The 14,338-nt window shown below is 64.5% G+C and carries 12 protein-coding genes; 7 read left to right on the forward strand and 5 right to left on the reverse strand.

Features of this window, described 5'->3' with window-relative positions; translation table 11 throughout:
* Window positions 1–7 precede the first annotated feature (7 nt).
* The 3 genes from ABH926_RS49400 to ABH926_RS49410 form a co-directional block, all read right to left on the reverse strand.
* The gene (locus tag ABH926_RS49400) at window positions 8–967 is read right to left on the reverse strand and encodes a TRM11 family methyltransferase (RefSeq protein ID WP_370374357.1); all 960 of its coding nucleotides are present in this window, start codon (window positions 965–967) and stop codon (window positions 8–10) included.
* A 102-nt stretch (window positions 968–1,069) separates the two neighbouring features.
* Window positions 1,070–2,002 carry a DUF3710 domain-containing protein gene (locus tag ABH926_RS49405; protein WP_370374358.1) on the reverse strand — a complete coding sequence of 311 codons (933 nt, stop codon included), beginning with the start codon at window positions 2,000–2,002 and terminating at the stop codon, window positions 1,070–1,072.
* Between the two features lie 80 nt (window positions 2,003–2,082).
* Window positions 2,083–3,294, reverse strand: coding sequence for a putative T7SS-secreted protein (locus ABH926_RS49410; RefSeq protein ID WP_370374359.1), 1,212 nt, complete (start codon window positions 3,292–3,294; stop codon window positions 2,083–2,085).
* A 157-nt stretch (window positions 3,295–3,451) separates the two neighbouring features.
* On the opposite strand from ABH926_RS49410, the gene ABH926_RS49415 reads away from it, so the two are divergent.
* The 5 genes from ABH926_RS49415 to ABH926_RS49435 all read left to right on the forward strand — a co-directional run bounded on the left by ABH926_RS49415 (window position 3,452) and on the right by ABH926_RS49435 (window position 7,017).
* Window positions 3,452–4,066 carry a hypothetical protein gene (locus tag ABH926_RS49415; protein ID WP_370374360.1) on the forward strand — a complete coding sequence of 205 codons (615 nt, stop codon included), beginning with the start codon at window positions 3,452–3,454 and terminating at the stop codon, window positions 4,064–4,066.
* Between the two features lie 189 nt (window positions 4,067–4,255).
* Window positions 4,256–5,503 carry a helix-turn-helix domain-containing protein gene (locus tag ABH926_RS49420; RefSeq protein WP_370374361.1) on the forward strand — a complete coding sequence of 416 codons (1,248 nt, stop codon included), beginning with the start codon at window positions 4,256–4,258 and terminating at the stop codon, window positions 5,501–5,503.
* Window positions 5,504–5,630: 127 nt separating this feature from the next.
* The gene (locus ABH926_RS49425; RefSeq protein ID WP_370374362.1) at window positions 5,631–6,089 is read left to right on the forward strand and encodes a hypothetical protein; all 459 of its coding nucleotides are present in this window, start codon (window positions 5,631–5,633) and stop codon (window positions 6,087–6,089) included.
* An 11-nt stretch (window positions 6,090–6,100) separates the two neighbouring features.
* Entirely contained in the window at window positions 6,101–6,511 is a 411-nt protein-coding gene (locus tag ABH926_RS49430; RefSeq protein ID WP_370374363.1) for an ATP-binding protein, read from the forward strand.
* Window positions 6,508–7,017 (forward strand): helix-turn-helix domain-containing protein, encoded by a 510-nt coding sequence (locus ABH926_RS49435; protein ID WP_370374364.1) that lies wholly within the window; start codon window positions 6,508–6,510, stop codon window positions 7,015–7,017. Before ABH926_RS49430 ends, ABH926_RS49435 begins: the two co-directional genes overlap by 4 nt.
* A gap of 21 nt (window positions 7,018–7,038) precedes the next feature.
* Here ABH926_RS49435 and ABH926_RS49440 read toward each other — a convergent pair whose 3' ends face one another.
* Window positions 7,039–7,893: a methyltransferase domain-containing protein gene (locus tag ABH926_RS49440; protein ID WP_370374365.1), complete on the reverse strand. Its 855-nt coding sequence runs from the start codon at window positions 7,891–7,893 to the stop codon at window positions 7,039–7,041.
* A 25-nt stretch (window positions 7,894–7,918) separates the two neighbouring features.
* Complete coding sequence (locus tag ABH926_RS49445) at window positions 7,919–9,007, reverse strand: hypothetical protein (protein ID WP_370374366.1); 1,089 nt, start codon at window positions 9,005–9,007, stop codon at window positions 7,919–7,921.
* Window positions 9,008–9,398: 391 nt separating this feature from the next.
* Between ABH926_RS49445 and ABH926_RS49450 the strand changes: the two genes are divergently transcribed.
* On the forward strand, window positions 9,399–13,973 hold the full coding sequence (locus ABH926_RS49450; protein WP_370374367.1) for an RHS repeat-associated core domain-containing protein: 4,575 nt from the start codon (window positions 9,399–9,401) through the stop codon (window positions 13,971–13,973).
* The gene (locus ABH926_RS49455) at window positions 13,970–14,326 is read left to right on the forward strand and encodes a hypothetical protein (protein ID WP_370374368.1); all 357 of its coding nucleotides are present in this window, start codon (window positions 13,970–13,972) and stop codon (window positions 14,324–14,326) included. Before ABH926_RS49450 ends, ABH926_RS49455 begins: the two co-directional genes overlap by 4 nt.
* Window positions 14,327–14,338: the final 12 nt, after the last annotated feature.

Raw genomic sequence — 14,338 nt, forward strand, 5'->3', positions numbered from 1 at the left:
CCGCCGCTCATGCCGCAGACTCCGCGGCCTCGTCCGACACGTATGCGTCGTCCGCAAGGCGGGTAAGAACGTGAACCTCTTCATGGCACACCAGATGGACCGGGATCCCCGCGGCGTTCTGCGCACGAGTGTGGGCGAGCTGGAAGAACGACGGGCGCGGTACGAGCTTGTCCTCGCGGACACCGGCCAACAGCGCCACGCATCGCTCGAGGGGCTCGAAACCGGCATCGATCGCGGCCCGCCAGGCCCGCCCCGGAACGTCGCAGAATTCGCCGCTGCGCCGGAACGGCCGGGTCGTCATCACCAGGTGCCCGCCGGGCTTGAGGAGCTGGTAGCAGCCTTCGAGGATCTCCCGGAACCCGGTGAACAAGTCGTCCAGACTGTGGTGGGCGAGGTTGCCGCGGTCGCGGCTGTAGCGAAAGTCGCTCTTGGCGATCCCGCTGTGGCCGGAATCGCGCGTGGAACGGACGTGTCCGTGCAGCGAGCTTCCGTAGGGCGGCGAGGTGAGTACGAGTGCCGCCTTGCCGATCGTGTCCGATCCGACAAGGCGAACGATGTCACGGGCATCGCCCTGGACCACCGCTGCGTAGCCAGGCGCGCCCCGGTCGGTGGCGTGCTCGACGTTACGCCGGGCCAGGTCGGCCCAGTGCGGTTCGTACTCCACACCGAGCGCCATCCGGTCGGCGTGGACCGCCTCGACCAGCGTCGTCCCGATGCCGGCCATCGGGTCGATGACGAGGTCGCCGGGCTGGGTGTAGTGGGTGATGGCATGCTCGGCGATCGCCGGCAGCATCTTGCCGGGGTGCGCCATGGATTCCGGCAGGTACCGGCCCTTGCGCTGGGTCTTGGAGTCGGCCTGAGCGCACGGCCAGACGGAGCCCAGCGGGATCTCGCGACGGGACTCGGGGTCGAGCTCTGGGAATGGAAGCGGGGTGGCCAATGCCTGCTCCTTCGTCAGCAGCAGCACCCTCGGTTGGGTGCCTGTCTGTAGACAAAGGCAGCCGGCTCACGCGGGGCCGGGGTCTAGTGATGATCTTTGACCCCGCCGGGCTCGTAGCAGGGTTTGCGTCTAATCCAGAGGGCTGATGAGACGCATGGTTCCTTCAGTCGTCCGATTCACCAGGCGCAGATGCTCGGGGTCTTGTGGCAGTCGTACTGCGTCGGCGGCGATGTCGACGACTGTCCCGAAGAACAGCCGACGCACCGCATCGCTCCCAGTCGGTTCGCTTGCCGCCGGGCCCGTGACGATGCCGCGCAGGCACCATCCCGGCTCCTCATGTCCGATGAACCGTAGCCGATGGAACCCGCCGGAGACTGGGATGTAGGACTGCAGTTGGACACCGAAGATGCCGAGACGCTCCCTGACTTCGCGGCCTGCTTCTTCGAACTCATGCTTGTTGACTTGGCGGAGAAGATTCCAGTCCTCGCCCTCCTCGAGCTCGAACAACTCGAGGGCCAGCGTGTCACCGCCCACTGAAACCTCGATCCGGTCCAACGCGGGCCCGGCCTGGTCCAAGGTATTGAGCGTCATGCCCGGTACCAGGGGAACAAGCAGGCGCCCCAGATCGACGCGCCCGGTCCGGGCGTCGGGCACCACATCGATCGATCGCGGTGTTACCGCGCTGGACCGGGCGACGGAACTCGCAGGGACCTGAGCCAGATCTAGCCCTTCGTCCTCCACGACCTTTGCCAGCTCGGTAAGGCGGTCAGTCAGCGCCGTATCAGAAACGGAGTCGCGTGTCAGAAATGCTGTGATCGGTGCGAGGAGCATGTCCAGCGTGAAGAGCCTGTCGTTCGGGTCGCGCTGCGTCACGATCTTTGCCAGCCGCTCCGGCTCACCTTCCAACAGCGGAGGCTGCGATGCCGGTCGGTTTTCCAGCAGGGCAGCCATGGCTGGCCCCAGTTCCCGAGTCGGCAGTTCGTCCCACGCGTTGTCGAGGACGAAATCGCCAGAGAGGTACGTAAGAAGTACCTCAGCTTCCAATAGCTCGTCATCCGTCATAGAACGCTTGACGCCTGCGCGCAACCAGCCGTCCCGGCGGGCGGCTGTGATCAGGGTAAGTGCGTTCCCCACCGATGGCCTCACTGCCGCCTCCTCTTCCTCAGACCGCCGAGAGTCAATCCCACTATCAATCCAGTGGAAGTGACCGGATCAGCTGCAGTTGCGTCGGGTATGTGGAGGTCAGATGCTACCGTGGCGGCCGCCTCAGGAGCCCCTTCCCGAGTCTCGTTCCTCTCCTTGATCTCGTTGGCCAGTTCCTCATCTGCCGACGCGGTCTCGATTCCGCTCTCGGTGCCTATTGAGGGAGGTGCAGGGAAGGCGCCAGGATCGGGTAGCCCTTCAACCTTGATCCTTTGGCCGCCCGACTCCCATCGGTGGGTGGCGGCCATGCTCCCCGGTGGTGGACCCTCTTCACCTTCCTCGCCGCCCTTGCCCTTGCCGCCCATGCGTGACGCGCCCAGGTACGCCGCATCGTGGGCGAGATCGTCCCAGTGCCCCTGAAGCCCGTCACCGGTTGCTTTGATGGCGAGGCCGGCTGTGGTCACCTCAGGGGCAGTCGCAGCGATGAGATCGTCGGCGCCGGCGAGGCCGGCGGTGACGACGTCCAGGCCGGGGACCTCGACGGTGAGGACGGCGATGCCGTTGAGGATGGGGGCGAGGACGGCGGCGATCTGGCCGATCTCGCCGGACCATTGGGCGATCTTGCCGCCGGCCTCGGACAGGACCTCGCCGACGTGCTGCCACCAGTGCTTGTTGTGGATGCCGTCGGATTGAGCGTGATGCAGAGCCTTGGCACATTCCTTGCCGGCGGCTTCGAGGTCGTCGTGGGCTTGCCGGGCCTGTGCGGCGAGGGCGGCCAGACGGCCCTTGGCGTCGGACAGCGCCTTCTGGGCATTGTCGTGGGCTGTTTGGGCGTCTGAAGCGGCCTTCGGGTCGGTGCCGGCCTGGGCTGATTTCAGATCATCGGCTGCGTTGTTGGCGTTGTCGTTGGCGCGGGTGACCTCGATGTCGGCGTCTTGGCCCTGGCGTAGGGCGGCATCCGCTTTGTCCTGTGCGGCTTGCAGCTTGGGCCAATACGCGGCTAATGCGTCGGAGGCCTCACCATAAGAGACGTACAGCTTCTCCAGCCGGCCGGGTAGGGGGCCGAAGGTGGCCTTGAAGGCGTCCGCGGTTTGCCCGACCCACGCCAGCGCGTTGGTGTCGCTGCCGAATGACTTCAAGGCAGACAACGAGTCTTCGGCATCGTGGGAGAAGTCGCCGAACTCCTTCGCGAGATCCTGGATCGATTCCACGACGCCAGGAGTTGGATCCCCGTCCAGACCCAACACGTCCCACCCGTTTGGGCGCACCACTGGAAAGCCCCCGATTCCCACGCTTCGCCACCGCCATCCCTAGCAGTGTTCTGCTTTACCTCGACGCGTGACGGTGCACGAGTGTACAAAGACCTGCATGGCTTCCATAACCCCCGAGCGCGATCCGATTACCTACCGTCTTGCCTTGGGGGAGGATTGGTACCGGATTCGGCTGGATGAGCACGCTGAAGCGGACGTAAAGGCTTTCCTGGACGTCATGTTCGACGGGATCCCCACTGAGGCGGCCGAACAAGCCAGAACCCTGATCGCTGTCCAGTTCGCGACGTACATTGCCGCGGCTCGCGCGAAGCGCGGGATCGAACTGCTGGTGCCCGTGCCCAAACCGGGCGGGATGGCGCTGCCAGGCGCTGCCGTGCTGATTGCAGAGGTCGTGATCCCTACGGCGGTCGTGCCGGATCCGGCAGAGGTCGTGGCACGTGTGGCGCGGGACGCTGTTGCCGCCAACACCGGCTTGATTGCAGGTTCCGCAGCGGTTCGGATCGATCACAGCGTCGCTGATTCGGAGGTTCAAGCCGACACCGCGCCGCCGGCTCAACAACGCATCGAATACGTGATCGCGGTGCCGAACGATCCACGATGGCTGTCGATCGACTTGAGCGTGCAGGCCGTCGACGGGTTTGACGTGGAGCAGACGATCGTCGACTTCGACCAGGCGGTAGCGGGCCTCACATGGTCTGCAACGCACGCTTGATGTTGCGAGGGGCTTCTGCCGACCGCCCGACCGGGACCTTGGACCACCTTGGGGGGTTGACGACCTGGCTGCGGTGTCGGCCTGCTCGTCGGTCGCATACAGCAGTTCGTGGACCCGGTTGCTGCATCCCTGCTTCACTCCGTCGGCGTAGCCTGAACATGACCGCACGTGCGTAGCCGACAGGAAGCCGTGAAGACCGTGATCACCTGGGCAGAGCTGAGCACCGGGGAGCGCCTGAAGTTCCTTCGGGGTGAGGTGACACAGACAGAGCTGGCGGAGATGACCGGCCTGAGTATCTGGACGATCCGCAACATCGAGCAGGACCGGCCAGGGCGGTCAGCGACCATCGCCACCCTCATGAGCCTGGCACGGGCACTCGGCACGGACGTCGCCGTGCTTACCGGGCAACGCGCCCCGAACACCCGCGAGCGTGTCGACGATCGGCGGGCGTTGAGCGCAATTGACGACTGTCTGACCTCGCCCGACAACTTCCCGGATATCCCGGGCTTCGGCCAGTTGCTGCCCTCCGGCGAACCGCCGGCCGTAGCCGACTTGCGGGCAAAGGTGGTGTTGGCCTGGACGGATTACTGGGACGGCAACTACACCGAGCTAGGAGCGGTCCTTCCTGCTCTCATCGCCGAGGCGAAGATTGCGACGAACAGCTACGACGGTGAGCGGCAGGAACAAGCATTCGCGGTACTTACCGAGCTCTACCAGATCGCTGCTGACGCCGCGGTGCAGCTCGGAAGCCAGCGCATCGCGTTCGCCGCTCTCAACCGGGCGTTTCCCGCAGCCAAGCTGTCCGGCGATACCCTGCTCCTCTCCTCTCTGGCCGGCACCCTCTCTTGGGTCTACCTGCGCAAAGGAAGGGTAGACACTGCAGAGGAAGTGGCCCAGGCAGCGGCTGAAACCATTGAGCCGAGCTTCGGACGTTCCAAGCGCCCGCAGCTGGCGGTCTGGGGCAACTTGGTGATCAGCGCGGCCGTCGCGGCGTCACGGTCCGGGAAGGCGGCCAAGGCTGAGACGGCTCGTGAGTACCTGTCGATGGCTCACGCAGCAGCCCACCGGATTGGGCAGGACACGAACTTCTACCAGACGACGTTCGGCCCGACGCAGACTCAGATTCAAGCGGTGGGTGTGGCTGTGGCGACGCGGGATATCGGACGAGCCCTCGAGATCGCCAAACGCCTCGAACTACCAGCATCCCTCCCGAAGGCAGCTCGCGCTCGCTACCTGCTCGACGTCGCTCATGCCCACCTGCTTGCCCGACAGGAGAAAGCGGCTACAAGCACCTTGGTGGCCATCGACAGCTTCGCGCCGGACTGGATGCGACACCAATCGCTGGCCGTGCACATCGTCGAAGACCTGTACGTTCGCGAACGGCGATCCAGCACTGTGCGCCAGCTGGCTTCCAAGGTTGGAATTCAACCCCAGTAGGACGCCGGGTCATACTCGACATGCCAGGATGCTGTTACCGCTAGTACCACATGTCCCTTCCTGACCTGCGCGTTTCTTCTTACGGTCGTCGATGGAATCACTACCGACCGTTAGAGGATGCGTACTCATGAGTGATAATCCGCAGTCGCGGCGCCGTACGCTGCTATCGCTCTCCTTCATGCCCGACGAGGTCCCGAAGACCGCGGACAGCTTGGAGAGTCGGCGGGCTCAAGCCGGCCAGACGCTTCTCCCGACTGATGCGGCCAAGCCGCTCATGACCGGGAGCCCGAAAGCGCGCATCTTCGCCCTGGCCGAGATGGCCGATTTCAGCGAAAGCTTCGGGGCCTTGCTCCACATGACGGCGCTCCTGGTCTCCGACCCCAAGACGCTGGTCCCCACGATCGATGAAGAGCGCATTGCGTGGGACGGGCACCTAGACGGACTGCATGCTGCGCTGTTGTGTCTCGCCCGGTGTGAGCAGCAGTGCGCTCCCGAGGTGGCCGCCGACGCTGTGGGCTCGCTTCTGAACCAGGCCCGCGTCATCTTGCAGGAGCCGACGCCAGGCAGCGCAGGCCCGAGATCATGAGCTACTGGGCTATGACGTTCGACGGCTTGCCGGAGCGGCTATCGGATGTGCGGCGTTGCGTTCTCAAGATCTTCGGCGACGTCCCAGGGATGGACGACGTCGTGTTGGTCGTTTCAGAACTCGCGGCCAACGCCATTCGGCACAGCATGAGCGGAGGCCCAGGCGGGTGCTTCACCCTGCACCTGGTGGAGTTCACGGATGCCTGGCACCTCCGAATCGAGGATATGGGCGGGCCGAACAGCCCGAAGACTGGGAACCCAGACGACGACGAGGAAGCCGGTCGGGGACTGCCCGTGGTGGCGGCGCTGGCTCGGGCCTGGGGCGTGGTCGGTGACCGGAACGGTCGAGCTGTGTGGGCCGAGGTGGCATTCCCGACGCCGCGCCGAGCAGCCAGCTGCCTGTCGCTCTGGGGTCGTCGATGACGCTGCGAGTCGATCATGCGGCGGAACAGGCCTTCGCGCGGATCGTCGGTGCTTTGCGATCGGCGCGCGTGGATGCTGGCCTCTCCCAGGTGGCGCTTTCGTCCGGCCTGCCTGTCAGAGGTAGAGCGATCTCCGACTGGGAGAGCGGGATCACGGAGCCCACCTTGGAACATCTATTGCAGTGGTCTCGTGACCCTGGCTGCCGCCTGGTGATCGTTGCTCCTGGTGGTGACCCACGGCAAGGATTTTCATGCCCGCGGATCGGTGAGACCTGGGAGTTGTTCGAGCGGCGCCGGCTGGCTGCGCCGTTACGAAACCGTCGTGTTGCTTCGGGTCTGACTCAGGAGAAACTCGGCGGGCTCGTCGGCGTCAGTCGGGATTCGATCCAGCGATGGGAGCTCGCTCGCGTGCCTCCTCGGCCGATCGCGCTCGTCGTTTGGGCGCAGAAACTGGGGTACTCCGTCGACCTGCGGTCAGCCGGATACCTTCCGATGAAACGACTGTAGGGGAGCAGTTTGCTGCTCGGTTCAGGCCTTGTTGACGGCGGTGTGGATGCCGTAGCGCCAAGCTTCCTTGTAACGGAACATCATGCGGGCACTCATCGCGTTGACGACCTTGTACTCGAGCCGAGTGATCCGTCCGACCCAGAACGGGAACTTTCCGATCACGTAGAACGCCGATGCCATTGGCATCATGTTCGCAGTGATGTCGACCGAGCTTTCGACGGCGAAGCCGGCGTCGGCGAGCATCTCGTCCAGTACGCCGTGGTAGAGCTCCAGCCACGCTGGCATCGCTGCCTCGTCGCAGACCCGGCGCATCGCGGCGTTCGCCTCGGCAGAAGCCTGTTCGTCGGGGGTTCGAGAATATTCGAACATCACCAGCTTGCCGCCGGGCTTGAGCACCCGCGCGAACTCTGCCAGGGCAACCGTGGGGTTTGCGGAGTGAACGAAGGTTTCCATCGTGTAGAGGCCGTCGAATGAGTCGTCCTCAAAAGGTAGGCGATGGTAGTCGCCGATCTGGAAGTGAGTAGTCCGAGTGAGCCCGGAAGTGGCTGATCTGCGCTTCGCTTCGGTGATGTTGAAGTCGAGGATGTCGACGCCGGTGACATCCAAGCCGTGGCGGACGGCAAGGGCGCGGGCGACGTTGCCCATGCCGCAGCCGGCATCGAGTACCTTCGCGCCGCGGGGCAGGGCGAGTTCGGCTGCCAGGCGGTCTTCCATCTGCCTCATCGAGGCGCGAAGCGCCCACCGGGTCTGTCCGGGTTCGTAGTATCCGAAGTGCTTGGTGCCGCCGAGGATGAGGCGGTAACCGATCCGGGATTCGCCCCGGTCGTAGTAGCGCCAGATCTTCTTGAGGTTGGTGTCTTCGAGAACCTGAGACAACTGCCTACTCCATTCGGGGTCGATTTCACTGTAACAAGAACCCGACGACGGACCCTACGATCGCGGCCACATACTGCACGACCAGCGCGGTTCCGTACGGGAGGCCCTCGGAGGAGGCAACTGAAGCATAGATCGACAGCGTCGAAGACAATTGATCATTGTTCTCGATCAGAGACAGCAGAGTGGCGGACTGGTTCTCCGCCAGCAGGAGGTCGCCGGTGGAAGCCAGGGAGTCCAACATGCGAATCCGATAGCGACGCACGATCGCGTAGAGCGATAGCTGAGTGGCGATCCCGACCCAGAGGCTCAAGGCCAGCAACCACATGTAGAGGTAGGGCAGAAATGACCCGAACAGCGGATGGTCTAGCGCCCCAGGCACTGTGACGGCAAACGCTGCGAGGGCGAGGAACACCGCCGGGAACGCGTAGCCCTCAGACAAGGTCCGAATTCCAGAGGTGTGCGCCGGATCGTTCCAGCGCAGACGCAGCTCCCGTGAGCTGCGCAGCCTGATTATCAGCACGGGCGGGATTGCAAGCCAGTAGGACACGTTCACCAGCAGCATCAGTGCCCAGGTGCAATTCAGGAGCACCACGAATCCTGTGAAGGTGGCCAGCCACTTGGAATCGGAGGCGGCGTATCCAATCCAGAGGATGGTGGCGGCGAGGATCGACGGCGGTGCCTGCCAACGGTGTCGGACGGCCGTTGAGACTACCGAGACCAGGCTGTCCCGATTGGAACACGGCTCCAGTAGCTCATCGAGTGTGTCGGCCTTGAGCAGCGCGAACTTCCAGGACAGCACCGCCGCAGCGAACATCCCGCCATTGATCGTTCCGATCAGAAGTAGCAGCCAGGCGTGGTCGGCATGGAACGAGTCAGTGCCGCTGGCGCCGAGCATAAGAATCGAGACGACCGCCGGACCGTAGGACGGGCCCAGCCAGCGCACCCAGGTCTGCCAGTGACGAATCGCGACCTCGGTGACCGGGTGCCGGCCGCGTGGCAGCCAGACCGTGTAGACCTCCTGGAATCCCCGCTCCCAAGCGGCGGTGAAGCCGCGCCAGGATGGTCCAGGCGGCGGTGACGGTGGTGTGCGTGTTCCTGGGATCTGGCTGGTCACGGCTTCCCCCGAGGCAGGCTGATACCAGACGCCGAACGGCTCGGCCTGCGGCCACGACGCTCGGTGTCGATCGCAATCACGCCGAGTAGAACGTATTGAAGTTATGGTAAGTAAGTCAATGCTCTGCGTTACTTCGCGCCGGCGTGGAAATTCCCGTACCCAACGGTTTTCCTCGAGGGTGCTGGTAGCACCCTGTCCCCAGCATCGGGCCTGGTGCCGAGACCCGGTGAGACGGTGAGTAGTCGCCTCATCCTCCCCGGGTTACCGATCACGCGGACGGTTTTGTAAGCTCGCTGCCTGTCGCAAGGCGGTGGCGACCGGGGCAGCCTCTCGGTCCCTTCCGACCGCATGCATGAGCGACCAGAGTTCAGACACGGGGGAGGGCTGACCAATGGTGCGTCCGTCTGGTTGGGACATCTTGGGACTGGATGGGGATCCGACGCCGGGTGTGGTGGAGTCGGTTCAGGCTTTGGCCAAGCAGTTCGGAGACTTTGCGCACGATGTGGAGTCGGCGTACCGAAGCTTGAACTCCTTTGGCGGGGACGCAGCTGCACTGCAGTGGATCGGTCAGACAGCTGATGCGTTCAAGTCGAACTTCGGTCCCTTGCCGGGGCGGTTGCAGAAGCTGTACACGTCTTATTCCGAAGCCTCCGACGCGTTGTCGGCGTACGCACCGAAATTGCAGGCCGCGCAGGCGAAGGCCGATTCGGCGTTGCGTCAAGCACAGGACGCGCAGGTTGATCTGCAACGCGCCACCACCAACGCCAACACGGCTGAGGGCGACCTGAAGAGTGCGCAGCAGAACCATGCCGCCGCCCCCAACCCGCAGGCCGTCACCGACGCCCAAGCCGCACATGACAGCGCGCAAAAGAACCTCGACGACGCCAAGAACCGTATGGCCGGGCTGACCGCGCAGGCACACCAGGCCCACGACGACCGCATCACTGCGGCAAAGGAATGCGCCAAGGCGCTCCACCACGCCCAGTCTGACGGCATTCACAACAAGCACTGGTGGCAACACATCGGTGCGGACCTGGCCAAGTGGGGCGGGAAGGTCGCCGAGGTCGCCAATGAGATAGCACCGGCCCTGGACGTCCTGGCTCTGGCCACCTCATGGATTCCCGGTGTCGACGTCGTCACCGCCGGCCTGGCCGAGGCCGACAACCTGGTCGCGCTGGCCGGCACCGGACTGCAGATCAGCGGCGATGCCATGCAGGGCCACTTCGGCGACGCGCTGATGGGCGCCGGAATGCTCGGCGCTACCTTCCTCGGCGGCAAAGCCTTGGGTGCGCTGGGCGGAAAGGTCTTGGGCAAGCTCGGCGGTGAAGCCGAAGGTGAAGAACGCAGCCTGGTCGGCGACGAGGAGAACGCCGTTGGGGAAGAGGCCCGCACCGCGGACGGCAATCAGGAAGCGCAAACCGAGCTCGACCCGGTGGACGTGGTGTCTGGATGGATGCTCACGGATGCCACTGACGTGGAGTTGCCCGGGGTGCTGCCCTTGGTACTGCGCCGGGCGTACGCCTCTGGCTACACCACAGGCCGTCTGTTCGGCCCCGGCTGGTCCTCGACGCTGGACCAACGGCTGTCGGTCAACGAAGCCGGGATCCACTTCGCGGGGGACGACGCGCAGCGTCTGGATTACCCGGTGCCCGTCGATGAATTCGAGGTGCTGCCGAAGCGCGGCCGTCGTTGGCCGCTGGTGTGGGACCGGCAGACCGATGAGATTCGGATCAGCGACTCCTGGTCGGGCAAGACCTACCATTTCTCGGCGGTGCACTACCAGGACTCGGCCGGGCAGATCCGGGACCTGACCGCGATATCGGACCGCAACGGCAACCAGATCCGCATCGTGCGCGATGCCCACGGCACTCCGCAGATGGTCGAGCACCCTGGCTACCAGATCGTAGTGGACAGCGGCCTAACGGCGACCGGGCCACGTATCACGGCCTTGCGGTTGGTGGATGGTCCGGCCAGGTCTGGTTCCCAGTCTGAGGTGACGTTGCGACGGTTCGACTACGACGAGCGCGGCCGGTTGGTAGGCGTGGTGGACTCCTCCGGTCTGCCTTTGCGGTACGAGTGGGACGAGCAGAGTCGGATCGCCGGGTGGGAGGACCGCTCCGGCTACCGCTACGCCTACCACTACGACCACCTTGGACGGGTGGTTCGCGGCGAGGGTGAATTCTTGCCCGGGACGTTCTCCTACGACCCGAGTAACCAGACCACCTTGGTCACCGACTCTCTTGGGCACCAGACCAGGTATCGGTATGACGAGAACGGCCACGTCTGCGCCGAGACCGACCCGCTCGGCAACACCCAGCTCAGCGAGACCGATCGCGATGGCAGGATCCTGTCCCGCACCGATCCCCTGGGAAACAAGACCACTTTCGAATACGACGAAGCCGGTGACGTGCACCGCGTCATCGAGGCCGACGGTGCGGTCACGAGCTTCGCGTACAACGCACTGCACCAACCGGTCGAAGCAACCGGGCCCGACGGCGCGACCTGGCGACGAAAGTACGATGAACGCGGCAACCCGATAGCTGTCATCGACCCGGCCGGGGCGGTGACCAGGTTCGAGTACACGCCAACGGGTTCGTTGCTGACCAGCATGGACGCTCTCGGCGCGACAACGTGGTTCACCACCGATACAGCTGGCTTGGTCGTGGCGCAGACCGACCCGCTCGGCAACACGACACATGCCGTCCGCGACCACGCCGGCCGCGTGATCCAAGTGACTGACCCGCTCGGGGCGATCACACGATTCGAATGGAGTCCCGAAGGCCTGCCCGTCTCCCGAACGGATCCGAGCGGAGCCACCGTGCGGTGGCGACACGACGCCAACGGACGGCTGCTCGAAGCCGTGGACCCGATCGGCGCGATCACCAGCTTCGAGCCGGGACCAATGGGCACGTTGACGGCGCGAACCGGCCCGGACGGCGTTCGGCACACATTCCGGTACGACGGCGAACTCAACCTGCTGGCCGTCACGAAACCCGACAGCGGCACCTGGACCTATTCCTACGACGCAACCGGCCGCTTGGCGGAAGAGACCGACTTTGTCGGGCGCCGCCTCGGCTACTCCTATGACGCGGCCGGCCGCATGGTCCAACGCACCACCGGTGCCGGGCAGGTGGTCGCTCTCGTCCGAGATGACGTCGGCCGCGTGGTGGCACGGCACACTCCCGAAGGCGAGTACCGCTACACCTACGATGCCGCTGGACGCATGGCCGAGGCGACCGGTCCCGGTGACAGTGTCTTGGCATACGAGCACGATCCGCTGGGACGAGTCGTGGCCGAGACTGTGAACGGACACACGACACGCCACGCCTACGACGCTGTCGGCCGCCGGATCCGCAGAGTCGCCGCCTCGGGAGCCGAGTCGGAATGGGCTTACGATGCCGCCGGGCGCGCCATCGGACTGACTGCCGGTACCGGCCACCTGGACCTCATAATCGATGCCGCGGGACGGCAGACCCATCGTGGGTTCGGTGCCGACAGTTGGCTGATCCGACAGTATGACGGCGCCGGGAGGCCTGTCGGTGAACGCCTCCAGCGTGGCGGTCCGCAGGCGAATGACGGGCTAGGCGGTGCCAGCCTCACCGAGCCAGAAGTGATTCTCAGCCGGTCCTGGGCGTGGCGGCCCGACGGTGTTCCGATCGAGATCCAAGACAGCATTCGGGGCACTCGTCTCATCACCTCCGACACATCCGGGCGTGTCACTGCAATCAGCGCGCAGGACTGGAGTGAGACATACGCGTACGACGCCTATGGAAACCTGACGACCACCGGGAGAAGCGACGACGCGAGCAGCATGGGTGAACAGCCCAGCGCGAATCACCGCACACTGGTCCGCCAGCTCGGCCGCTCGCATCATGAGTACGACGAAACAGGGCGCCTGATACGCACCGTCCGCCGAACGTTGGACGGCCGACGCAAGACCTGGGACTACACCTGGGACTCCCAGGACCAACTGGTCGAAGCGGCCACTCCCGACCACGGCACCTGGCGCTACAGCTACGACCCGCTCGGGCGTCGTACCAGCAAACACCGGCTGGGAGCCGACGGCGCCGTCGCCGAGCAGATCCACTTCACGTGGGACGGCGCACGCCTGGCCGAACAAGCCACACGCGCCGACGACGGAACTCCCGTGGTCCTGACCTGGGACTACGATCCAGGAACCTTCCGGCCTGCGGTGCAGCGGCGACGGAGTTGGGTCGACGACGCAGACCAGAGCCGCATCGACGAGACCTTCCACGCGATCGTCACCGACCTGATCGGCACACCCACCGAACTCGTCACACCAGACGGCCGGATCGCCTGGCGCACCATGACGACCCTGTGGGGTCGCACCATCTCCACCAGCGCTGACGCCGGCCTGGACTGTCCACTTCGGTTTCCAGGGCAGTACTACGACGACGAGACCGGTCTGCACTACAACCTGCACCGCTACTACAACCCTGACTCCGGTGCCTACCTCACCGCAGACCCGCTTGGCCTCGGCCCGTCACCGAACGACCATTCCTATGTCCTCAATCCGCTCGCGTTCTTCGACCCGCTCGGATTGTGTGAGACCGCGGAGCACGGCGGCGCAGAAGCACCTGTGCCAGGCCTTGCAACGCTGCACTACTATCCGGAAATAGGTGCGAAGGGGCACTTCAGCATTGAGGTGACTGATGGTGCCAGAACTACTCATATGGATCTGTGGACGTTTCCAAGCCCTGGTGTCGTTCGACTCAATCCTCAGCTGCGTACAGCCCCGGGCACCTCGATTCCATTCGAAATCCCGGATACTAAGGCGGCTTTCAAATACATGGACGACACCCTTGGGCCAACAGAGTACGACGAATACAGCAACAACTGCCTGACGTTCTGCACGAAGACGATGTCAGCCGGAGGGCTGGACGTCCCTACCGACAAAGCCGCGATGGTCTGGGCTAAGAAACTGCTGATCGGAGGAAAGCCATGACCGCCAAGCCAGAAATCCGGGGATCGCAGATGCTCGGCACGTTGGACCAGATTCTGCACTATGACAACACCTCGTTGCGCGCCGTCGAGCTTGTGGGGCGTGGCATCAGTGCGAAGGCGCGATGCACGTTCGTCTCGGCAGAGGACAAGACCAGAGATTCGTCCGGCCTATCGCATGCAGAGCGGATGGCCGCCGTCGACAAGCTGATCGAATTGGGTGACCTCGAGGACGAGCTGGAAGATCTCTGGCAGCAGAGGCGCGCAGACGAGCTGACCGCCGCCGACTTCGATGCAGCACTGCAAGACATCGTCCAACGGCTCGAAGCGTGGCCGGCGCACTTGGTGAAACCTTAGAGCGACCTTGAA

Source organism: Catenulispora sp. GP43 (assembly GCF_041260665.1).
Taxonomy (GTDB): domain Bacteria; phylum Actinomycetota; class Actinomycetes; order Streptomycetales; family Catenulisporaceae; genus Catenulispora.